20 protein-coding genes, 1 tRNA gene, 1 rRNA gene and 2 riboswitches are annotated in these 20865 nt (G+C 42.7%); of the genes, 14 read left to right on the top strand and 8 right to left on the bottom strand.

Annotation, left to right across the window (positions count from 1 at the left end):
- Positions 1–10: 10 nt before the first annotated feature.
- On the top strand, positions 11–1285 hold the full coding sequence (gene rhaA / locus LJF29_RS13385; protein WP_229149036.1) for an L-rhamnose isomerase: 1275 nt from the start codon (positions 11–13) through the stop codon (positions 1283–1285).
- 39 nt (positions 1286–1324) lie between these two features.
- Here the strand turns inward: rhaA and LJF29_RS13380 are convergent, their stop codons facing one another.
- Positions 1325–2311 carry a Gfo/Idh/MocA family protein gene (locus LJF29_RS13380; RefSeq protein WP_229149035.1) on the bottom strand — a complete coding sequence of 329 codons (987 nt, stop codon included), beginning with the start codon at positions 2309–2311 and terminating at the stop codon, positions 1325–1327.
- 181 nt (positions 2312–2492) lie between these two features.
- On the opposite strand from LJF29_RS13380, the gene LJF29_RS13375 reads away from it, so the two are divergent.
- The 3 genes from LJF29_RS13375 to LJF29_RS13365 all read left to right on the top strand — a co-directional run bounded on the left by LJF29_RS13375 (position 2493) and on the right by LJF29_RS13365 (position 4761).
- Positions 2493–3659 carry an AI-2E family transporter gene (locus tag LJF29_RS13375; RefSeq protein WP_010331631.1) on the top strand — a complete coding sequence of 389 codons (1167 nt, stop codon included), beginning with the start codon at positions 2493–2495 and terminating at the stop codon, positions 3657–3659.
- A gap of 91 nt (positions 3660–3750) precedes the next feature.
- Positions 3751–4581, top strand: coding sequence for an undecaprenyl-diphosphate phosphatase (locus tag LJF29_RS13370; RefSeq protein WP_010331630.1), 831 nt, complete (start codon positions 3751–3753; stop codon positions 4579–4581).
- Between the two features lie 107 nt (positions 4582–4688).
- Positions 4689–4761: transfer RNA gene (locus LJF29_RS13365), tRNA-Ala, on the top strand.
- Between the two features lie 230 nt (positions 4762–4991).
- On the opposite strand, the gene LJF29_RS13360 is transcribed toward LJF29_RS13365, so the two are convergent.
- Positions 4992–5477, bottom strand: a complete 486-nt coding sequence (locus LJF29_RS13360; RefSeq protein ID WP_229149033.1) for a cysteine dioxygenase — start codon at positions 5475–5477, stop codon at positions 4992–4994.
- 530 nt (positions 5478–6007) lie between these two features.
- Between LJF29_RS13360 and LJF29_RS13355 the strand changes: the two genes are divergently transcribed.
- From LJF29_RS13355 to LJF29_RS13345, 3 genes are all read left to right on the top strand, one after another.
- Entirely contained in the window at positions 6008–7570 is a 1563-nt protein-coding gene (locus LJF29_RS13355) for an MFS transporter (protein WP_229149032.1), read from the top strand.
- Positions 7571–7719: 149 nt separating this feature from the next.
- Positions 7720–8568: a glucosaminidase domain-containing protein gene (locus tag LJF29_RS13350; protein ID WP_229149030.1), complete on the top strand. Its 849-nt coding sequence runs from the start codon at positions 7720–7722 to the stop codon at positions 8566–8568.
- A 107-nt stretch (positions 8569–8675) separates the two neighbouring features.
- Complete coding sequence (locus LJF29_RS13345; protein WP_010331626.1) at positions 8676–8939, top strand: YiaA/YiaB family inner membrane protein; 264 nt, start codon at positions 8676–8678, stop codon at positions 8937–8939.
- Positions 8940–8975: 36 nt separating this feature from the next.
- Here the strand turns inward: LJF29_RS13345 and LJF29_RS13340 are convergent, their stop codons facing one another.
- The 4 genes from LJF29_RS13340 to cudC all read right to left on the bottom strand — a co-directional run bounded on the left by LJF29_RS13340 (position 8976) and on the right by cudC (position 12663).
- On the bottom strand, positions 8976–10313 hold the full coding sequence (locus tag LJF29_RS13340) for a TrkH family potassium uptake protein (protein ID WP_229149029.1): 1338 nt from the start codon (positions 10311–10313) through the stop codon (positions 8976–8978).
- Between the two features lie 6 nt (positions 10314–10319).
- Positions 10320–10988: a potassium channel family protein gene (locus tag LJF29_RS13335; RefSeq protein ID WP_010331625.1), complete on the bottom strand. Its 669-nt coding sequence runs from the start codon at positions 10986–10988 to the stop codon at positions 10320–10322.
- A gap of 71 nt (positions 10989–11059) precedes the next feature.
- Positions 11060–11209, bottom strand: a riboswitch (cyclic di-AMP (ydaO/yuaA leader).
- Positions 11210–11365: 156 nt separating this feature from the next.
- Positions 11366–11911 (bottom strand): biofilm surface layer hydrophobin BslA, encoded by a 546-nt coding sequence (bslA, locus tag LJF29_RS13330; RefSeq protein ID WP_010331624.1) that lies wholly within the window; start codon positions 11909–11911, stop codon positions 11366–11368.
- A 209-nt stretch (positions 11912–12120) separates the two neighbouring features.
- Positions 12121–12663: a choline uptake/conversion transcriptional regulator CudC gene (gene cudC / locus LJF29_RS13325; RefSeq protein ID WP_010331622.1), complete on the bottom strand. Its 543-nt coding sequence runs from the start codon at positions 12661–12663 to the stop codon at positions 12121–12123.
- A gap of 200 nt (positions 12664–12863) precedes the next feature.
- Between cudC and betB the strand changes: the two genes are divergently transcribed.
- From betB to LJF29_RS13310, 3 genes are all read left to right on the top strand, one after another.
- Positions 12864–14336, top strand: coding sequence for a betaine-aldehyde dehydrogenase (betB, locus tag LJF29_RS13320; RefSeq protein ID WP_229149027.1), 1473 nt, complete (start codon positions 12864–12866; stop codon positions 14334–14336).
- 16 nt (positions 14337–14352) lie between these two features.
- Positions 14353–15561, top strand: coding sequence for a choline dehydrogenase (gene gbsB, locus LJF29_RS13315; protein WP_010331620.1), 1209 nt, complete (start codon positions 14353–14355; stop codon positions 15559–15561).
- Between the two features lie 89 nt (positions 15562–15650).
- On the top strand, positions 15651–16229 hold the full coding sequence (locus tag LJF29_RS13310) for an MOSC domain-containing protein (protein WP_010331619.1): 579 nt from the start codon (positions 15651–15653) through the stop codon (positions 16227–16229).
- 5 nt (positions 16230–16234) lie between these two features.
- Here the strand turns inward: LJF29_RS13310 and LJF29_RS13305 are convergent, their stop codons facing one another.
- Entirely contained in the window at positions 16235–16723 is a 489-nt protein-coding gene (locus LJF29_RS13305) for a DinB family protein (protein WP_229149020.1), read from the bottom strand.
- A gap of 167 nt (positions 16724–16890) precedes the next feature.
- On the opposite strand from LJF29_RS13305, the gene LJF29_RS13300 reads away from it, so the two are divergent.
- Genes LJF29_RS13300 through LJF29_RS13290 form a run of 3 tightly spaced genes read left to right on the top strand, consistent with a single transcriptional unit; the run spans position 16891 to position 19514 of the window.
- Positions 16891–17415: a hypothetical protein gene (locus tag LJF29_RS13300; protein ID WP_229149019.1), complete on the top strand. Its 525-nt coding sequence runs from the start codon at positions 16891–16893 to the stop codon at positions 17413–17415.
- A gap of 18 nt (positions 17416–17433) precedes the next feature.
- The gene (floT, locus tag LJF29_RS13295; protein ID WP_010331616.1) at positions 17434–18963 is read left to right on the top strand and encodes a flotillin lipid rafts scaffold protein FloT; all 1530 of its coding nucleotides are present in this window, start codon (positions 17434–17436) and stop codon (positions 18961–18963) included.
- A 26-nt stretch (positions 18964–18989) separates the two neighbouring features.
- The gene (locus LJF29_RS13290) at positions 18990–19514 is read left to right on the top strand and encodes a GNAT family N-acetyltransferase (protein ID WP_229149018.1); all 525 of its coding nucleotides are present in this window, start codon (positions 18990–18992) and stop codon (positions 19512–19514) included.
- A 40-nt stretch (positions 19515–19554) separates the two neighbouring features.
- Here the strand turns inward: LJF29_RS13290 and thiT are convergent, their stop codons facing one another.
- Positions 19555–20130: an energy-coupled thiamine transporter ThiT gene (thiT, locus tag LJF29_RS13285; RefSeq protein ID WP_229149017.1), complete on the bottom strand. Its 576-nt coding sequence runs from the start codon at positions 20128–20130 to the stop codon at positions 19555–19557.
- 99 nt (positions 20131–20229) lie between these two features.
- A riboswitch (TPP riboswitch) is annotated at positions 20230–20331 on the bottom strand.
- Positions 20332–20741: 410 nt separating this feature from the next.
- Between thiT and LJF29_RS13280 the strand changes: the two genes are divergently transcribed.
- A 16S ribosomal RNA gene (locus LJF29_RS13280) occupies positions 20742–20865 on the top strand; the annotation flags it as partial.

Here is a 20865-nt window from a genome sequence, read left to right as displayed (position 1 = left end):
AGAGAGCCGTATGACGATAAAAGCGAATTATGACAGCGCAAAACTAGAATATGAAAAATGGGGAATTGATGTTGAAGCTGTGTTCCGGCAATTACAGCAAGTTCCGATCTCAATCCACTGCTGGCAGGGTGACGACATTGAAGGCTTTGAAGTAAATAAGGGTGAGCTTTCCGGCGGAATTGACGTGACAGGCAATTATCCCGGAAAAGCGCAAAACCCGGAAGAACTAAGAAGAGACCTGGAGAAAGCTCTATCTCTCATTCCGGGAAATCATCGGGTCAATCTGCACGCAATATACGCAGAAACAAACGGAGAAGTTGTAGAACGTGATCAGCTGAAGCCGCATCACTTTGAAAATTGGGTGAAGTGGGCGAAGGAGCTCGGTCTCGGATTAGATTTCAACCCGACACTGTTTTCACATGAGAAAGCTGATGACGGGCTTACACTCGCACATCCTGATCCTTCCATCCGGGAGTTTTGGATTCATCACTGCATCGCGTGCCGCCGCATCGGAGCGTATTTCGGCAAAGAATTAGGCACGCCTTGCTTGACGAATATTTGGATTCCGGACGGCTATAAGGATATTCCGAGTGACAGGCTGACGCCGCGCAAAAGATTAAAGGAATCATTGGATCGGATATTCCAAGAGGAAATCAGTGAAGACTACAATGTCGATTCGGTCGAGAGCAAGCTGTTCGGACTTGGATCAGAGTCATATGTCGTCGGGTCTCATGAGTTTTATTTGGCCTATGCTTTAACGAACCATAAGTTATGCTTGCTCGATACAGGACATTTCCACCCGACAGAAACGGTATCAAACAAGATCTCGGCGATGCTGCTTTACACAGACAAACTCGCCTTGCACGTATCCCGCCCCGTTCGCTGGGACAGTGACCATGTCGTGATGTTAGACGATGAATTGAGAGAAATCGCCCTTGAGATCGTCCGTAATCAGGCATTAGAGAAAGTCGCCATCGGTCTGGACTTTTTCGATGCCAGCATTAACCGTGTCGCCGCCTGGACTATTGGAACGAGAAATATGATGAAAGCTTTAATGTACGCTTTGCTTCTCCCGAATGACCATTTAAAACAATTGCAAGAAGAGGGGCGCTTTACAGAAAGGCTGGCGCTGATGGAGGAATTTAAAACCTATCCTTTCGGTGCCATCTGGGATTATTACTGTGAGCAAATGGGAGTGCCGGTAAAAGAGGCTTGGCTCAATGATATCAAAGAATATGAACAAAACGTGCTTTTCAAAAGGCAGGCATCCTCACCGATTATTTAAAAAAACCGCCCGCGTGCAACATGCCGCGGGCGGTTTTTTTTAGGCTTGATCAGCAGGGTAGACAATCCCCATTTGTTTTCTCGCTTCTTCCATGATTTTCGCAGTGATCAAGGAGCGTTCATATGTATTTTCTTCAGATTCCTGCTTCTTCTCTTTCACGAGTGAAACAAATTCAGCCGCTTCGTAAAACATTGCCGGTTTAGGATCAGAGAGCGAAATGTTTTCCAGACGGCCGTCGCGATAGCGAATTTCCACTCGTTCAGGACGATGGATCGTATCCAACACAATTGTCCCGTCCTCTCCTTGGATTTCAGCAGGCGCGTAGGAAGTTGAGATTTTAGAATGCATCAGTACGGCCTCAAACCCGTCATATGAGAGAATGACGGTGCCTTCTCCATCAACACCGGAAGATAAAGTGTAGCCGTTCGCTTTCACGGCTTTCGGCTCTCCAAACAGCACAACGGCAGGGTAAATACAATAGATGCCGATATCCATCAATGAGCCGTTAGACAGCTCAGGCTGAAACGCGTTCAAAACAGTTCCGTTTCTATACGCATCATATCTTGAAGAGTACTGACAGTAGCTTGCGGTAAATCTGCGGATTGAGCCGATTTTATGGAAGTGTTTTTTCAGCTCTTTAAAATTAGGCAGGAATGTGGTCTTCATTGCTTCCATGAGGACAACTCCATTCGCTTTAGCGGCTGAAATCATCTCTTCTGTTTCTCTGGCATTTGAAGCAAGCGGTTTCTCGCATAGCACATGTTTGCCATGATTCATAAAGAGGATCGCCTGCTCCTTGTGAAGAGCATTCGGGCTGGCGAGATATACAGCATCAAAGTCATCGCTTGCCGCCATTTTCTGAAGATTTGAGAAGGTATGTGCAGCCCCATGCCGAGCAGCAAACTCAGCAGCGCGCTCAGGCGTTCTTGAATAAACGGCTGTAAGATGAAAATCTTCAATTTCTGAAGCTGCTTCTAGAAAGCGGTCTGTAATCCAGTTGGTTCCTACTATTGCAAATCGTATCACGCATATCGCTCCTTTTGTATGATATAGCTAAATTATAGCTTAAAAAGGAGTAACCCACATGATAGATTACATCATATTTTTTTAGATAAGGAAGTTTTTCCAGCAATTAGCGGTTTTTATTTTTCATTATAGGTACGATAGTGTACAATTTACTTAAACTATGTATGACGGAGGAACGATAGTGGAGACGTTGCAAACATGGAGCGGCAGATTCAAGCGTTTTTTCTTGGACAACAAGTTTGTTCTATTTCTGCTTGTGCTGCTGCTGATTGGTTTAAATATTCTCGTATTTACAAAAACATCATTTATTTTCACCCCGATCATTGTTCTGCTCAAAACGATATCGCTTCCGATTATTTTAACAGGCATTGTTTTCTATCTGTTAAACCCTGTCGTTGATTTCCTTGAGAGAAGAAGAATCAGAAGAGTCTATTCCATTGTGCTGTTATATCTGTTGATTATCGGGCTGATCACGATTACGATTGTATCCATCATCCCCTTTTTAAAAGAACAAATTATGAGCTTGATTGACAACATCCCGAGATATGTGGATGTTGTTGAGAATCAGACAAAAGAGCTGATCGGAAGTAACTTTGTGAATCAGGCGCAGCAAACGATGAACATTAATATATCTGATCTCGCGACAAAGGTGTCAGATCAGGCAGCGACGATTGTAAACAGCACCTTTACCGGCGTTGGGAATTTTATCGGCGCCCTAACTGAGATTATCATTTCGATCGTGACAGTTCCATTTATTCTTTTCTATCTGTTAAAGGACGGAAAGAAATTGCCGATCTACATACTGAAGTTTGTACCGACACAATTAAAAGAACAAACATACACGGTATTAAGCGAAATGAATCATCGGCTGAGTTCTTATATCAGAGGACAGGTCATTGTCAGCTTCTGCATTGGATTTTTGCTGTTTATCGGCTATTTGATCATCGGACTGGATTACGCTTCATTACTTGCCGTTATTGCGGCTTGTACAAGCATCGTGCCGTATTTAGGGCCGACAATCGCCATTACGCCTGCGATTATTATCGCTATTGTGACATCGCCTCTGATGCTGCTCAAGCTCGTGATCGTTTGGACGATTGTTCAGCTTATTGAAGGGAAACTGATCTCTCCGCAAATTATGGGGAAAAACCTTCATATCCACCCAATCACCATTATTTTTCTGCTGTTAACTGCAGGCAAGCTGTTTGGTGTTATCGGAATTATTCTTGCCATTCCGGGTTATGCGGTTACCAAAGTCATTACGACACATTTATTTGACTGGTTTAAAATGCAGTCGCATCTATACGATGAAGAAAAAAATGAAAATGCAAAGAGTCATAAAGCATAAATTTCATTTATAGTTATATAAGACGGGCTTTCCATTTATGGAAGGCTCCCGTTATGTAAAAAATAAATGTCTAATGGGGAGAATTAAAATCATGACTCTATGGGAATTGTTTGTAGCTGCTATTTTAGGAATCGTAGAAGGGTTAACAGAGTACGCGCCGGTTTCTTCGACAGGACATATGATTATAGTGGACGATATCTGGCTTAAATCAGGCAGTCTCATGTCTGAGGAAGCTGCCAACTCATTTAAAGTTGTCATTCAGCTTGGCTCTATTTTAGCGGTTGCTATCGTGTTTAAAGACAGGATTTTAAATTTGCTTGGCTTGAAAAAAAATATCACGAGTGACCAAGAGCATGGTCACAAATTAAGCATTGCCCAAATCGCAGTAGGGCTTGTGCCGGCCGCGGTTCTCGGCTTTTTGTTTGAGGATTATATTGATGAATATTTATTTTCAGTCCGCACCGTGGCCATCGGCCTCATTGCCGGGGCAGTTTTAATGCTTGCAGCCGATTGGATTAATAAACGGAAAGAAACGACAGACACCCTAGACCGTATTTCATATAAGCAGGCAATCGGTGTCGGTTTATTCCAATGTCTTGCCCTTTGGCCGGGTTTCTCACGCTCCGGCTCAACCATTTCCGGCGGCGTTATTCTCGGATTGAATCACCGTGCGGCAGCCGATTTCACATTTATTATGGCAATGCCGATTATGATGGGAGCCAGCACCTTAAGCCTAGTGAAGCATTGGGACAGCTTAAGCTCAGATTTGATGCCATTTTTTATCGTCGGCTTTATCTGTGCCTTTGTTGTCGCGCTGTTTGTGGTCCGTTTCTTCCTAAGACTGATTAACAAAATCAAACTTGTTCCGTTTGCAATCTACCGAATCATTCTCGGCGTCATTTTGCTTTTGTTTATGATGTGAATCGAAAAATAAGGCTCTGGAAAGGGCCTTATTTTTTTCTGTTAATTAGAAAGGAACAGCTTGTTTTTCAAAAAAAAATCATCTATAATAAACATGACGTTACATACGGGGCCATAGCTCAGCTGGGAGAGCGCTACGCTGGCAGCGTAGAGGTCAGGGGTTCGAGCCCCCTTGGCTCCATACCTGTAAACCCTTATTCTATAAGGGTTTTTTTGTTTTTAATGGAAAGGTTTCATTCTGAACTCTTCTGTGATCCAAATTCAAATATCCCCAGAAGCATTTCATTTTTAGTATATAAGGGGCGTATACATCTCTAACGATAAAGTCAGGTATTTCCTTCGTTAGGCTCCTGGGTTTGTTTTGAAAAATGACTGATAACAACTAATCAAGTAAAGCAGTTCACCTGTAAATCATGAATTTTCCAATACACCACTTTGTTCTTTAAAGACCGTCATGTCTTCCAAAGGGGGTGAGTACACATGAAGAGACACCATCCGTTCGGAAGTAGGATTGGACATTTTGTGAATTAACCCTTTCGTTGAAATAAGACATTCTCCTTTGTGGACAAAATATGAATTGGAGAGTTCGGCATGATCGCCGGTTGAGCGATAAATAGAATTGAGAAGTTTTCCCTCTAACACCATTGCACAACCAATGGATTGGCCATGATCGTGGACTGCTGTCTCCTTGTTTGGGGGAATGTGAATCAAGATCATTTCCAATTCATTGTTTCTATAAATGGCATTTCGGCCGTAAGCGTACTGGTCTGGCTCCTTTATATATCGTTGACTTAATTCTGCCGCGTTTGGAATTTGTTTTAAAGAAGCTGCCAAATCTTTAACCGACGGATTTTTCAAGCCGCTAAACATTTCTTCGATACACTCATACAGTTCCATTCGTTTTACCTCCCGGATCATTTAGAATTGACTAGCATTGGCATTCCGCAGATTAGTTCATGGTATTTACCCATATGCAATTTAGAGGCGGCAAACGCCTAGTGAACAAAGAAAATTGTGCGGTCCATCTTATTCGAGTTTATTAGTTGGAATTTTGATAAAAACAGTGAATTGAAAGGTGCCGACATGACCTAAGACGAAGACTGGAAGGATTTTCTGGTGAACTTTTAAAACGGCCTACTTTGAATCGCTTGAGGGAGCAAGCAGGGACTCATAAGTCACGATACCGTGCAAAAGGTGTTCAGGCTTTTGTTTTGTGCTTGAAATATGCGCCATTGACAAAACACAATCGATTTGGAATAATGTTTGAGTATATGCTCATTTTTTCACATATTATCATAAAATCATATCATTTCCCGTGATGGGGAGAGAACCAGAATAAAAGCTAATGGCATTCCAAAATCTATTAGCTTCTTTTGTATTCAAAAAAAGAAGTGTTCTTATGTATTCATACAGGAAGGAATGACAACATGAAGACAAAACACTATTGGGTGATTTCTTTGCTCGCTGTTTTAGCGGTCGGGCCGGGATTGATGTCTAACACGGCATTGTCGTCAGTTCAAGGCCTTGTTCAGAAGACGGTTGGAACAAGTGACTTCACATCAGTAAATCCAATATTGATCGGCAATATGGCCTTCGCTTTATTAGTTCCGGCAGGGCCGCTGCTAAGGAAAAAATTCGGCGCCCGTCCGATCTATCTGGCTTCATTACCCGTTTTTATACTTGGCTCTCTGCTCTTCGCATTTTCAAGCGATATTGCATGGATGGCGGCAGGACGCTTTTTACAGGGAGCGGCTACAGGTGTCATGCTGATGATTATGATTCCGATGCTTGTTCTGTCATTTCCGATTGAACGCCGGAATTACGCATTACTGGTGCTTATCGGCGGGTTCTATGGCTCTGTTATTATCGGTTCGATTCTAGGAACGATCGCGTTGAGCTACGGCCACTGGAGATGGCTGTTTTTTACCTTTGGCACACTGTCTTTGATCGGCATCGCAGTGAGTTATTTCTTTCTCTATGATGAGCATCATGGGGGATCAGAAAAGGAGCAGTCATCACTCGACAGAGCAGGAATCATTTTATCTGTATGTGTGGCCGCAGCCTCAGCGTTTACATTTATTATTCTGCAAAAATGGGGCTTTTCATCAGGTTATGTACGGGCTGGTTTTGGGGTTGCTTTATGTTTGCTCATCATTCTGTTCATTGTAGAATATAAGGTGAAAAACCCTTTCATCTCTATTAAACAGATGCTGCTGCCTAAACCTGTGCTCGGTTTATTTATCATAGCGGCAGGAACGATTACGGTAGCTGTCAGCCTGGCAGCTTTTCAAGGCTTGCTTCGTCAAATGTATGATATTTCCCGAGATCATCTCATTCTTTTAAACATGACTCTATTGATCGGAGTGGCCATCGCGGCTATTGCGAGTGCTCTGTTATATGATAAAGTCGGACCAGGGATACTGGGGATTATAGGTTCTCTCATTCTCGTTTTTGTGAATGTTCAATGGCTTCATATGCAGTATCAATCATCTCTCTATGTGTTTGCGGCGCTGTTCATTATGCTGGCAGCAGGAACCGGTCTGACGGTCGCAGCAGGACTAATGGGAGCCGCTATGGGCGGCCCGCTTCCTAATTTGGTCAAAAGAATGACAGCTGTTCAGTTTTTAAGATTGTTTATCTATATGGGTGTGCCTATCCTGATTGGCTATTTCACGAAAAAGGATGCGGCCAGACAAAATGGATCAATGCAGGATGCGATGATGACTGCCTATCATGATCTCTTTTTGATTTCTTTTATCCTGAGCGTGCTGCTCGTTTGTTTATCGTTTTGTATGAACGCCACAGGGATGGGACACAAGCTGGCTCATAAGCCTCATGATAAAGGAAAACCAGCTCCGGAGAAACCGGCTGTTTCCGCACATGGATTGACAAAGGCTGCGGTAAAATCTCCTAAAGTCATACATGATCAAGAATATCGTGATGCGCTCAGACATTTTAAACAGCACGGTCTTACAAAAATAGATACTTGATCACTGCCTTTCCTTTGATGGGGAAGGCTTTTTGTGTATTCTCTCTCAAACTTTATCCCTAAAGAATTGAAAAATATTAGAAGTACAAGTAAAATTCTTAAAGGTAGATACTTTACACTCGTAATCTTTTAAATCGAAGGAAGGTTTTCATGGCCCGTAAAAAACTGAAAAAACGTAGACTCTTGATCTCTCTATTTTTCGTTGTATCGATTCCGCTAGCCTTGTTTGTTTTAGTGACAACTCTCTCAAAGCCAATTGAAACAGCCAAAGAACCGGAAGAAATTGATGAACAGCAAGTATTTATTGACAGCCTTTCCGGACATGCTCAAATTTTATATAAAAAATATCATGTTCTTCCCAGCATAACGATTGCTCAGGCCATACTCGAATCTGACTGGGGAAACAGCGAGCTTGCCTCTAAAGCCAACAACCTGTTTGGTGTAAAAGGAAATTATAAAGGACATCACGTCACCATGGAAACAGATGAATTTGAAAAAGGGGAAAGAAAAACGATCCGCGCGAAATTCCGCAAATACAGCACGTTTTTTGAATCAATGGATGATCACGCCAAATTATTTGTCCAAGGCACATCGTGGAATAAAAAGAAGTATAAGCCGGTGCTTGAAGCTGAGGATTATAAAGAAGCGGCAGGCGCTCTTCAAACATCAGGTTATGCCACAGACCCGGACTATGCTGGCAAAATCAGTGCTATTGTGGAAAAGTATGATTTAGATAAATACGATGAGGTGAATCCATCTCTGAAAGCTGTGGATTTAAAAGGGGCCATCAAAGACAGCGCCGTTCAAGATGTATGGTCTAAGCCTTCTACTGATGAACAATCCATTAAGCTGACCTCTGCGCAATCTTACGTTGGTAAAGATATAAAGGTTGTATCTAAAAAAGAGAAAGGCCAGTCCGTATGGTACCAATTCCAAGTCAATAATAAACTGGTCGGCTGGATTGATGACTCAGCTGTTGAAATAAAGGAAGCAACCTGAGCCGTTTTTCCTGGTATTTTTATTTTTTTGTTCCATTCAGGGGAATTTGAGGTATAATATTCCACGGAAGTTATCACTTAATAACTATGCTTCAGGAGGGAACAAAGGTGCAGAAATATAGACGGAGAAACACGGTTGCCTTTACTGTATTAGCTTATTTCACTTTTTTTGCGGGAGTATTTTTGTTTTGTATCGGACTCTATAACGCTGATAATCTCGAACTCAATGAAAAAGGCTACTACATTGCAGTGATGATCCTTGTTGCGGTCGGCGCGATCCTTACGCAAAAAGTGACGCGTGATAACGCGGAAGATAATGATATCATCGCGGAGCAGGAAAAAAGACAAAATCAATCTCATATTGAATCATAAAAAATCCGGCATGTAATATGCCGGATTTTTTAAACATCACCCAGTAAACACCTCGCCGTCAGGGTAACGAATATTTGATTTTTCTGTTTTCGCAAATGAAAAAACAAACGTCAACGGACCGATTCTTCCGATGAACATAATCGCAATAATGATGCATTTTCCCGCTGTTGTCAGTTCGGGAGTCAGCCCCATTGTCAGTCCGACCGTTCCGAATGCGGAAAAGGTTTCAAAAACAATCTGGATAAACGGCGCTTGTTCTGTAATGGTCAGGACAAAAATGCCTATAAAGACGATGAACAAGCTGATAACACTGACTGCTAAGGCCTTAATGATGATCGGATATTTTATGGTCCGGCGGAAAATAACAGTTTCTTTCTGCCCTCTTAAATAAGCGATGACAGACATTAAAATCACAATGAAAGTAGTCAGCTTAATACCGCTCGCCGTTGAGGCGCTTCCTGCTCCAATAAACATCAACAACAGGACAAATACAATGGTGCCTTCTCTCATGCTGCCAAAGTCCACAGAGTTGAAGCCCGCGGTTCTCGGCGTCACTGCCTGAAAATACGAAGCCCACAGTTTATCTGGTAAATGCAAGGAACCAAGCGTGCCGGGGTTGCTGTACTCTAAAATAAAGATGATCAGCGTGGCAGCAATATTTAAAATGAACGTTCCCGCAAGCATCAGTTTCGTATGTAATGAAAAGGCTTTGAAACGCCGATTTTTCAGGATGTCAAAAAGCACCGTAAACCCGATTCCCCCTGTGATAAATAAGAAAGTAATGACAAGGTTGACCGTAGGATCACCAACGTAGCTCATTAAATTATCCGGCCACAAAGAAAAACCGGCATTGTTAAAAGCGGATATCGCGTGAAACAGACTGGCAAACAATCCCGACGCCCAGCCATACTGGGGCACAAGCCGGATGGATAAGATCAGTGCGGCGATCAATTCGATACTGATTGAAAACAGAAACAGGACTTTGACAAGGCCTATCACGCCGCCGATTGTCGGCTGGTTTAAGGCCTCCCGGACCAGCATTCGTTCTTTCAATCCGATTTTTTTTCCTAAAATCATGACGATCAGAACAGCAAATGTCATAAAGCCAAGCCCGCCGACTTGAATCAGACCCATGATGACAGTTTGCCCGAACACCGTAAATTCTGTCCCAGTGTCAACAACTGCAAGCCCGGTAACAGTAGTGGCAGAAGCCGCTGTAAAAAGAGCATCTATCCATGACAACGGCTTCGCAGTAGAAATCGGGAGCTTTAACAAAAGAGAGCCGATAATAATAGTAAGAAAAAAACCAATCGCAAGCACTTGCGGGGGAGAAAAACGAACCCACTTGATTACAGTTTCCTTATGAAGTCTCACCTTTGTCTACATCCCTTCGTTTTCGAAGCGTTTAATATCCTTTTTATGACCCATCATCACCAGGCAGTCTTGTTCGTAAATCATCTCTTCCGGTGCAGGAGAAAGGCGAACATCTCCATTATGTTTAATTGCCAGGATGGTACATCCGTATTTCGCTCTAACATTCAGATCATGAATGGATTTGGAATTCAGTTTTCGTGTTGCCAGCAGCTCAACAATACTGTAATCATCGGATAAGTCGATATAATTCAAGACATTTTCATCAGAGAGACTTTGTGCGATTTTAACGCCCATATCCTTTTCCGGATGAATAATGCGGTCGGCGCCGATTTTTTCCAGCACCTTATGGTGATAATAATTTTGAGCCTTCACCCAAATATTTGGAATGTGAAGCTCTTTCAATAGCAAAGTGGTCAGTGTGCTCGCTTGAATATTCGCCCCAATAGCAACAACGACATATTCGAAATTACGAATTCCCAGTGAAAGCAATTCGTTTTCTTCAGTGGCATTGGCAATGACCGCATGGGTTGCGTAGGAAGCGAAGGCATTGACCTTTTCTTCATTAATATCAATGGCAAGGACCTCATGGCCCATTCTGTGAAGCTCTTTGCAAATGCTTCCCCCGAACCGTCCAAGCCCGATTACGGCAAATTGCTTGTTTTTTATTCTTCCCAATGTTCAAGACTCCCTTAATAAAATTAGCGTTTTGAAGTAAAAAAGACCATTACAAAGAATGGTCACAATAGACCTCCTCTCTGTATACGCCTACGAGGTTAGCTGTCGGATTAGGGATTCAGAGTACCCCTTCTTACTAAGTAAGATTCACCCCAAGGCCGTTTTGTGAAACAGCCAATCATTGGTTTCCCCGTTCGTTTTTGATTAAGCGGTAAAAGAGACTTTATGAAATTGAACACTCAAGAATTTACTCCTGTTTCTAGTGTTTGTCAATTTAAATTTAAAACAAGTGAAAAGATAGCTGGAAATAGAGGAAAAAGCGGGAGAAAGAAGTCAATAAACGTAAAAAAGACCGGCATAAAGCCGGCCCTCTGGGATTACTTACAGCCGCATGGCTGAGTCGGAGGTGTGCTGCGCTTAGCCACATCGATGCTGGCTTCCGCGTAAAATTTATTTCCGATGCTCAGTGATTTGTTTTCTGCACGGAAAGTATATGTACCAGCGGCAGGAAGTGTTTTGTTATTCAGTTTTAACTTAAATTCACCAGCGCCTAATAAATCAAGAGCCAGAGGTACTCTTACTGTTTTACCGTTATTGAGGATTTGTGTTTCGCGCAATGCATTTCCGTTCATCGTATCTTTTGTATTTGCTGTAAATCCGCTTGGCAATGTAAATTCCATTACGCCAAGGCTGAGAAGCGTGTTTGGACGGTATGTCAATTCAATATCAGAGAAAGACCATTCTGTTTTGCTCGTTCCTGTAATTGTTGCAAACAATGAAGCTGATGATTGAGTTCTCATCGTAGACTCAGTATGAGCAGAAGATGACTTAGATTCAGCTGCAAATGAAGCTGAAGGTGCAGAAACGAGTAAACCGAGACTTAATACACTGATAGCTAAAGAAGATAATAACTTGCGTTTCATAACAAAAATTCCCCCTAATAAGTGATAAAGATTAAAGGCCTGCCTCTGCTTTTCCACCTCCTCTTAAAAGGCCAAATACAAATTTTACCTACATAAAATTACCATCAAATAAAATGGAAGTAAATGGGGTGTTTTTCCCGTATTTTTAAAATTTGTAGTAATTAAAGTGAAAAAACAAAAAAACGTCCGGTTTTCCAGACGTTTCTTAATTATTTTGTTTCAATTGGTATAAATTTAAAAATCTCTCCGCTCTGCACTGATTCAGCAAGACGTTTCAGCCAATCGTAGTAGGCTTTAGAACTTTCCAGCTGCTCGTATAAACGCTGCGCTTCGTTCTTCATTTCCTCACTGAGCGTTTCCTTTTGCAATACCTCTTGTAAATCAGCCTGAGCTTCTTCAATTGCTGATACATTCACCTGAACTTCCCGTTCCCATTTTGGCGGAAAGAAATTTGTGAAAAATTTAAAGAAATCTTTTTCGGCTACAAATGTGTGCTTGCGGATGCCTCGGTGAAATGTCTTTTTCACGACATTTAAATCCTGCAGCTTTTTGACACCTGTACTCATGCTGGGCTTGCTCATTTGCAGCTCCTCCCGCATTTCGTCAAGCGTCATTTCGTCCCGCATGTACATCGTTCCATATAATATCCCGACACTTCGGGTAATTCCGTAAAGATCCATTGTTTCAGCAATGGAGTCAATAACGAGATCCCGTGCCTGTTCTATAGCTGCAAATTCTGGATTTTCATCCATACTGACCCTCTTTTCCTTTAGAAAATTAAATTCGTTAAGTCATTTCTTTATGTTCTTTATCTTATCGAAACCTAGAGAAAAGTCAAAACGAAAAATCACAATTAGGGCTTTGACAGTTTAAAAACCATATGTTAGATTAAGGTTGTTAAAAACATTAAATTTTTATTTAACAAACTTTATTTTCGTCAAGGAGGACTTAGATGAGTCAAACATTATACATTGACGGTGAATGGATCAGTGCCGAAAAAGGGCAGGTCCGCAGTATTATTAATCCATTTAATCAAGAAGAAATTGCAACAGTTAGCGAGGGCGGACGTGAGGATGCCGTTAAAGCAATTGCTGCCGCACGAAAAGCTTTTGACACAGGAGAATGGCCTTCTCTTTCAGGGCTTGAACGCGGAAAAATAGTTCTGAAAATTGCGGAATTAATCAGGCGCGATTTAGACGAGCTGGCCGAGCTCGAATCCCTTGATACAGGGAAAACTCTTGAAGAAAGCAAAGCCGATATGGACGATATCGCCAATGTTTTTCAGTATTATGCTGGTCTGGCAGATAAAGATGGAGGAGAGATCATCTCATCTCCAATCCGTGATTCAGAGAGCAAAATCATCAGGGAGCCAATTGGCGTATGCGGACAAATCACGCCGTGGAATTATCCGCTTCTGCAAGCAAGCTGGAAAATCGCCCCGGCTTTAGCGGCAGGCAATACAATTGTCATGAAGCCGAGTGAGATCACACCGCTGACGACAATGAAAGTCTTTAAGCTGATGGAGGAAGCCGGAGTTCCGAAAGGTGTCGCAAACCTTGTGTTGGGACCAGGCGCCACAGTGGGTGATGAGCTTGCTGTAAACAAAGACGTTGACTTAATTTCGTTTACAGGCGGAATTGAAACAGGCAAAAAAATCATGCGGGCGGCAAGCGGCAACGTCAAAAAAATCGCGCTTGAGCTTGGAGGGAAAAATCCAAATATCGTTTTCAAAGACGCAGACCTGGAAGTCGCGGTTGATCAGGCGCTAAACGCTGTATTTTTCCACGCCGGCCAAGTATGCTCCGCCGGGTCCCGATTGCTTGTAGAAGAAGATATTCATGATCAATTTTTAGCAGAGCTTGTCAAACGGGCGAAACGCATTAAACTCGGAAACGGTTTTCACGGAGAGACAGAGAGCGGTCCGCTCATTTCCGCGGAGCACAGAGCAAAGGTTGAAAAATATGTAGAGATCGGACTGCAAGAAGGTGCAAAACTGGAGACTGGCGGCAAACGTCCGGAAGATCCTGCACTTCAAAATGGTTTTTTCTATGAACCTACCATTTTCTCAAACTGTACATCTGACATGAGAATTGTTCAGGAAGAAGTATTCGGGCCAGTATTAACAGTCGAGACATTCAGTTCTGAAGAAGAAGTAATCTCACTGGCGAATGATACGATTTACGGATTGGCTGGAGCTGTATGGTCGAAAGATATTGAAAAGTGCGAACGTGTAGCAGCCCGTTTAAGAATGGGGACGGTTTGGATTAATGATTTCCATCCGTACTTTGCACAGGCGCCATGGGGCGGCTATAAGCAATCCGGATTCGGACGGGAACTTGGAAAAATAGGGCTTGAAGAGTATACAGAAGTCAAACATGTATATCGCAACACAAAACCGGCAGCGGTTAATTGGTTCAATTCATAAGAGGGGGAGATTGATTATGACATTAAATATGAAAGTAGAAAGCATGCATAAATTTCACACATTTGAAATTCCGACTGTGATTAAGCACGGAATTGGCGCCATCAATCACGCAGGAAAAGAAGTAGCTGGACTGGGGGTTTCAAAAGCATTGCTTGTTACAGACCCGGGAATTTATAAAGCGGGCGTTGTAGATCCTGTGATCGAGTCATTAAAAGAGGCAGGCATTGAAGTGGTGCTCTTTAATAAAGTTGAGCCAAACCCTCCTGTACGGCTTGTAAATGAAGGTTCCGAGCTTTACAAAAAAGAGAACTGCAACGGCTTGGTGGCAGTCGGAGGCGGGAGCTCCATGGACACAGCGAAGGCCATTGGAGTAGAAGCGACTCACGAGGGAAGCGTACTTGATTATGAAGCAGCTGAAGGAAAGAAACCGCTGGAAAACCGCATTCCTCCGCTAACGACAATTCCGACAACCGCTGGAACAGGCTCAGAGGTAACGCAATGGGCGGTTATTACAGATGAAGAAAGAGAATTCAAATTTAACACAGGCGGTCCGCTGATTGCCGCGCATTTGACTGTGATTGATCCAGAGCTTCACGTCTCAATGCCGCCGCACGTAACAGCGATGACGGGGATTGATGCTCTCGCTCACGCCATTGAGTGCTACACAATGAAATTTGCGCAGCCGATTACAGACGCAGTGGCTTTGATGGCGATTGAATATGCCGCTCACTACATTAAGAGAGCATTTGCTGACGGAGAAGATCTCGAAGCTAGATACGGAATGGCGCAGGCTGCTATGCTTGCCGGTCTTTCTTACGGCAGTGAATCAGCGGGTGCTGCTCACGCCATGAGCCAAACACTCGGCGGTATTATCCCGGTCGCTCACGGCCAATGTGTGGCGGCAATGATGGGCCCTGTTATGGAATACAACTGGAAGGGCTATCCAGAGAAGTTTGCCCGCATCGCAAAAGCGTTCGGTATTGATACAAGCCAGATGACAACAGAAGAAGCTGCAAAAGCATCTGTCAACTGGATGTACGATCTTGTGAAAGAGTTAGAAGTACCGACTTTAGAAGAACAAGGGGTATCACCTGACATGATCGAGCGCTTGTCAAAAGAAGCAATGAAAGATCCGCAAACCTTCGGAAATCCTAGAGATTTAAATGAGAAAGCATATAACTGGATCTACAAACGCTGCTTTAATCTTACGCCAAAAACTGTATAATGCGATAATCCCGCTCCTTTACAGAGCGGGATTTTTTTGGATAATTGAACATAAGTGACAATCCTAAAGACAAAGGACGGTGCAAGCTTATGTGGAAACGCATGACTGCAAAAACGGAAGGCTTATATGTTGCAGATACAGAAAGCTTTGTAACAAAACAAATGGACAAGCTCGATTTTGATTATGGCGGCATTCCCGGCGACTTGCATTTCGGCCTGACAAAAAAAGCTGGGGCCCGAGAGCCGATGTTTTCAAGAGGAACAGAGATTTTTAATCGCAGGCAAATCTCAATTGTTTCAACAGAAGAATGTGACGAAATTGCTTTGAAAATGGGTGTCCCGAGTATTTTTCCAGAATGGCTCGGTGCAAATGTTGCAATCAGCGGTATACCTGATTTCACAACATTAAAAGAAGGAAGCCGGCTTATATTTCCGAGCGGCGCCGCTTTACTGTGTGAGGGAGAAAATGATCCGTGTATCCAGCCGGGTGAAGTCATCCAGTCTTATTATCCGGACAAGCCAAAGCTTGCACCGGCTTTTGTCCGCCATGCGTTGGGGATAAGAGGTATTGTATGTATTGTCGAGAGACCCGGTGCCGTGTATGCAGGTGACGAAATAATCGTTCATTCCTATCAGCGGAACATTAAACAAAAAGCAGAAAGAGTCTGATTAAATCAGACTCTTTCTATTTTCTCTTTAATTTCTTTGATCTGGCTAAGGTGGCGTTTTTCATGATGGCCGATAAAATCGATCCATTGTCTGACGGTCACCTCTTGAAACAAGGGATGCGGCAATACTCTTTCGAAATCTTCTTCTTTAAGAGATGCAATAACAGCTGTTAACTGCTCCCTTACAACATCAAGCTCCCGTTTCATTTGGCTGCCTGAAATAAAATCATGATCTGGTTCAAGATGGGCGGGCGCTTTCCGTTTATTGCTTCTATCCTGTGCAGCCGTAAGCGGTTTTTCCCCAATTTCCTTAATAGGCGCTTCCTTTACTCGTTCTTTCAGCATGTTTTGGGCGGTCATATCAATTTTCTTCAAATGATCAAGAACTTCCCGTATACTCCATTCATCAGAAGAAGGCTTTTGATTCAGCTTTTCATCGGAAAGTCCTTTGACTTCATTCCATGTTTCTAATCTGGCTTCATTAAAGATACTCATCATATCTCCTCCTGAAAAAACATTACCATATATAAGGGCATTTATCATGTATAAAGCACTGTGTCGGGAGCATTTATCGAAACATTTTGAAACCTTTCCTTGTGTGTCTCGTATAAAAGGTAACGACGGCCGTCGGTTAAAGTAGCAGCTTAGAAAGGATGAGAAAATTGGAGTTATACGGTGTTCCTGTCCAAACGATTTACCTTTACACCCTTATCATAGCCGGAAGCCTTACGCTGCTATTTTTATTTTTCGGAGATGTGTTTGAAGGGCTGTTAGAAGGTATTCCATTTTTAAACCCGATATTGGTGCTCTCATTTTTCACATTTTTCTCCGCATCTGGATATATAGGCGAAACAGTTATCCCCCTCTCCAGTATGATTATTGCTCTATTATCCTGTCTTCTTTCAGTGTTGCTGGTGATAATGCTCCATTTATTTGTGCTTGTCCCTTTATCATCGGCAGAAGAATCATTGACTTATCGGGAAGATGATCTTAGAGGAAGACTCGGAAAAGTCATAACCGCTGTACCGGTTGATGGATTTGGAGAAGTGCTGATTGAAGGGATAGGCGGTACGATCTCAAAATCGGCGATCAGCTTTGAAAATGAACAGATCAGTTACGGAACAGTCGTCTTAGTTGTGGATGTCAAAAACGGAGTTCTTTCAGTCACTCCGCATGAACCTTTATAAAACAAGGAGGAATGTCATATGACAATGCCGATTATCATCGTCATCGGAGTTGTATTCTTTTTACTCATTGCACTTATAGCGGTATTTATTACAAAATATCGTACGGCAGGGCCTGATGAAGCGTTAATTGTTACAGGAAGCTATCTTGGAAATAAAAATGTTCATGTTGATGAGGGAGGCAACCGCCTGAAGATTGTTCGCGGAGGAGGAACCTTTGTTCTTCCGGTTTTTCAGCAGGCTGAACCGTTAAGTCTGTTATCAAGCAAACTCGATGTATCGACTCCTGAAGTTTATACAGAGCAAGGTGTGCCTGTAATGGCGGACGGAACTGCAATTATTAAAATCGGCGGATCGATCGGAGAAATCGCCACAGCAGCCGAACAATTTTTAGGAAAGTCAAAAGAAGACCGAGAGCAGGAGGCGCGTGAAGTACTGGAGGGCCACCTTCGCTCCATTCTCGGGTCTATGACAGTAGAAGAAATTTATAAAAACCGCGAAAAATTCTCCCAAGAAGTGCAACGTGTCGCTTCACAGGATCTCGCTAAGATGGGTCTTGTGATTGTCTCCTTTACCATTAAAGATGTCCGTGATAAAAACGGCTATCTTGAATCACTAGGTAAACCTAGAATTGCGCAGGTAAAACGTGATGCTGACATTGCAACCGCAGAGGCTGATAAAGAAACAAGAATTAAGCGGGCGGAAGCCGATAAAGAAGCCAAAAAATCAGAGCTTGAACGAGCGACGGAAATTGCGGAAGCTGAAAAAATCAATCAGCTTAAAATGGCTGAATACCGGCGAGATCAAGATACAGCAAAAGCCAACGCTGACCAGGCATACGATTTGGAAACAGCTAAAGCACGCCAGCAGGTCACAGAGCAGGAAATGCAGGTCAAGATTATAGAACGGCAAAAACAAATTGAATTAGAAGAAAAAGAAATACTTCGCCGTGAACGCCAGTATGATTCTGAAGTGAAGAAAAAAGCCGATGCAGACCGCTATTCAGTTGAGCAATCAGCCGCTGCTGAAAAAGCCAAACAGCTCGCCCAAGCCGATGCCAAGAAATACAGCATAGAAGCGATGGCGAAGGCTGAAGCTGAAAGGGTCAGAATTGACGGTCTTGCAAAAGCAGAAGCGGAAAAAGCAAAAGGTGAGACAGAGGCCGAGGTTATTCGCTTAAAAGGTCTTGCTGAAGCGGAAGCGAAAGAAAAAATTGCTGCTGCCTTTGAGCAGTACGGTCAGGCTGCAATTTTCGATATGATTGTCAAAATGCTTCCGGAATACGCGAAACAGGTATCAGCACCGCTTTCAAATATTGATAAGATTACCGTCGTTGATACAGGAGGCAGCGGTGATTCAAGCGGCGCCAACAAAGTCACAAGCTATGCGACAAACTTAATGTCCAGCTTACAAGAAAGCTTAAAAGCGTCTTCGGGAATCGACGTAAAGGAAATGATTGAGAACTTTTCAGGAAAAGGCAACATCAAACAGAGCATCAACGAACTGACAAATGAATTAAAAGAAACAAAACCTGTTCAAAAATCTGAATAACCATTGCGGAAAGGAATAGAGAATGAATGGTGACTATAAGAGAAGCACGAATAGATGATATAAAGGCCATCGCAAAAGTGCACGTTGACAGCTGGGTGACAACATACAGCGGCATTGTCTCGGCTGAATATTTAAATGGTTTAAACTACAAGGATTTTGAAGCCAAATGGAAAACCCGTTCCTTAAAGGGGGTTTTTGTGGCAGAAGATGATAAAGGTTCAGTATTCGGCTTTGCATCTTTTGGTCCTATTCGTACAGAGCAGAAAGGCTATGACGGTGAGTTATATGCCATTTACCTTTTAGAAGAAAAACAGCGGCAAGGTGCAGGCAGAGCACTTTTGACAAAGGGAGCAGATTTTTTGCTTGATCATGGCTTTACGAGCATGTTTGTTTGGGTCGTAGAAGAGAATCCTTCGATTACATTTTATCAGTCGTTTTCACCTGAAAGAGCAGCCGAGGATAGTTTTGAAATCGCAGGAGAAAGTTTGAAAGAAATAGGATTCGGATGGCCAGATCTTGCTTCATTAAAAAATCAGCTTAACAGGATATAGAAAACAACCCCCAGCGGAACGGCCGCTGGGGGTTGTTAGATTAAGCTTTTTCAGTTTTCAGCAAGCGCGGAGCTGTCATGAACAATAAACAAAGGACAATCGCACAGATGATGAATGATGGAATCATATAAGTAGCGTTATAAGTTAATGAGTAAATCCATACCGGCGTTCCTTTTGGTGCAAAGCTGCCGAAAAATACCGCCCCTGAAATCACATGTGCAGCATAACGCAGAAAACTGCCGATAAAAACTGCGCAAATCACTGATACAATCAATTTTCCTTTTGCTTTTGATAAAGCTGATTTGCGGACAGCGGAAGCGAAAAAGCCGCTTATTCCAACAGCGGCGAACGCTGCAATGTAATCAAGCAATAGCTGAACAGGGTGCTGAAGAAATAGATTTCCAATCGCAATTTGAACAAGACCTGTCAATAGACCGGTGGTAAGACCTGCTTTAACTCCCCAGCGAAATGAAATCAAAAAAATCGGAATCATCATGATGGATACCGATCCTCCTTGAGGCATACGGAGGAACATTCCGGAAACGATGTCTAAAATGACAGCGGCAGCAGTCATGATTGCAATTTCAATAAGACGGACCAGTCTTGGTTGAGCCATAAAAATCCCCTTCCATTGATAGACAATCCAAAAGGACAACAAAAAAGCAGCACGCGGAAGGATAGGAAAGTTCCACGCACTGCTTTACAATCTGCAATTCATTTGACTTTGCCACATCCCTACGCCAGCGTTAACTAACAGGTTCAAAGGGTCAGAACGGAACCGCTCACTCTCAGCTTTTATGCTCCCCTTGTGGTTATCGGATATTTAGTTCGTTTCTACTATACAAGAAAAAGGTTAAAACAACAAGATGATATTGCCTGTGGTAAATGTTCATTAATAGATATATGTTTTAAAAAGCATTACAAGTTAGATAGAATTAAAAAAGATTACAGTTTTATTGTTTTATAGATTTTTTTAAAAAAACTATTGCAATAAATAATTATAGGTGTTATATTATTAAACGTCGCTGATGAACAGCAGACAAAACAAGAAGCCTCAAAACACTTTGAAAAAAAGTTGTTGACAATCAGAGACCTGAATGTTATATTAGTAAAGCTGCTTCATCGAGAAGTGCTGATGATCTTTGAAAACTAAACAAGACAAAACGTACCTGTTAATTCAAGTTTTAAATAAATCGCACAGCGATGTGCGTAGTCAGTCAAACTACTTTATCGGAGAGTTTGATCCTGGCTCAGGACGAACGCTGGCGGCGTGCCTAATACATGCAAGTCGAGCGGACAGATGGGAGCTTGCTCCCTGATGTTAGCGGCGGACGGGTGAGTAACACGTGGG

Source organism: Bacillus sp. LBG-1-113 (genome assembly GCF_020708615.1).
In the GTDB taxonomy this organism is placed as follows: domain Bacteria; phylum Bacillota; class Bacilli; order Bacillales; family Bacillaceae; genus Bacillus; species Bacillus mojavensis.
Note: the sequence above shows the minus strand (reverse complement) of the source record. Positions and strands in the feature narration are given on the sequence as shown.

Excerpts from the sequence above, each read along its gene's own strand:
- rhaA (WP_229149036.1), top strand. The coding sequence starts at position 11 with ATGACGATAAAAGCGAATTATGACAGCGCAAAACTAGAATATGAAAAA.
- LJF29_RS13370 (WP_010331630.1), top strand. The coding sequence starts at position 3,751 with ATGACTCTATGGGAATTGTTTGTAGCTGCTATTTTAGGAATCGTAGAA.
- LJF29_RS13360 (WP_229149033.1), bottom strand. The coding sequence starts at position 5,477 with ATGGAACTGTATGAGTGTATCGAAGAAATGTTTAGCGGCTTGAAAAAT.
- LJF29_RS13355 (WP_229149032.1), top strand. The coding sequence starts at position 6,008 with ATGAAGACAAAACACTATTGGGTGATTTCTTTGCTCGCTGTTTTAGCG.
- LJF29_RS13350 (WP_229149030.1), top strand. The coding sequence starts at position 7,720 with ATGGCCCGTAAAAAACTGAAAAAACGTAGACTCTTGATCTCTCTATTT.
- bslA (WP_010331624.1), bottom strand. The coding sequence starts at position 11,911 with ATGAAACGCAAGTTATTATCTTCTTTAGCTATCAGTGTATTAAGTCTC.
- cudC (WP_010331622.1), bottom strand. The coding sequence starts at position 12,663 with ATGGATGAAAATCCAGAATTTGCAGCTATAGAACAGGCACGGGATCTC.
- betB (WP_229149027.1), top strand. The coding sequence starts at position 12,864 with ATGAGTCAAACATTATACATTGACGGTGAATGGATCAGTGCCGAAAAA.
- gbsB (WP_010331620.1), top strand. The coding sequence starts at position 14,353 with ATGACATTAAATATGAAAGTAGAAAGCATGCATAAATTTCACACATTT.
- LJF29_RS13310 (WP_010331619.1), top strand. The coding sequence starts at position 15,651 with ATGTGGAAACGCATGACTGCAAAAACGGAAGGCTTATATGTTGCAGAT.
- LJF29_RS13305 (WP_229149020.1), bottom strand. The coding sequence starts at position 16,723 with ATGAGTATCTTTAATGAAGCCAGATTAGAAACATGGAATGAAGTCAAA.
- floT (WP_010331616.1), top strand. The coding sequence starts at position 17,434 with ATGACAATGCCGATTATCATCGTCATCGGAGTTGTATTCTTTTTACTC.
- LJF29_RS13290 (WP_229149018.1), top strand. The coding sequence starts at position 18,990 with ATGGTGACTATAAGAGAAGCACGAATAGATGATATAAAGGCCATCGCA.
- thiT (WP_229149017.1), bottom strand. The coding sequence starts at position 20,130 with ATGGCTCAACCAAGACTGGTCCGTCTTATTGAAATTGCAATCATGACT.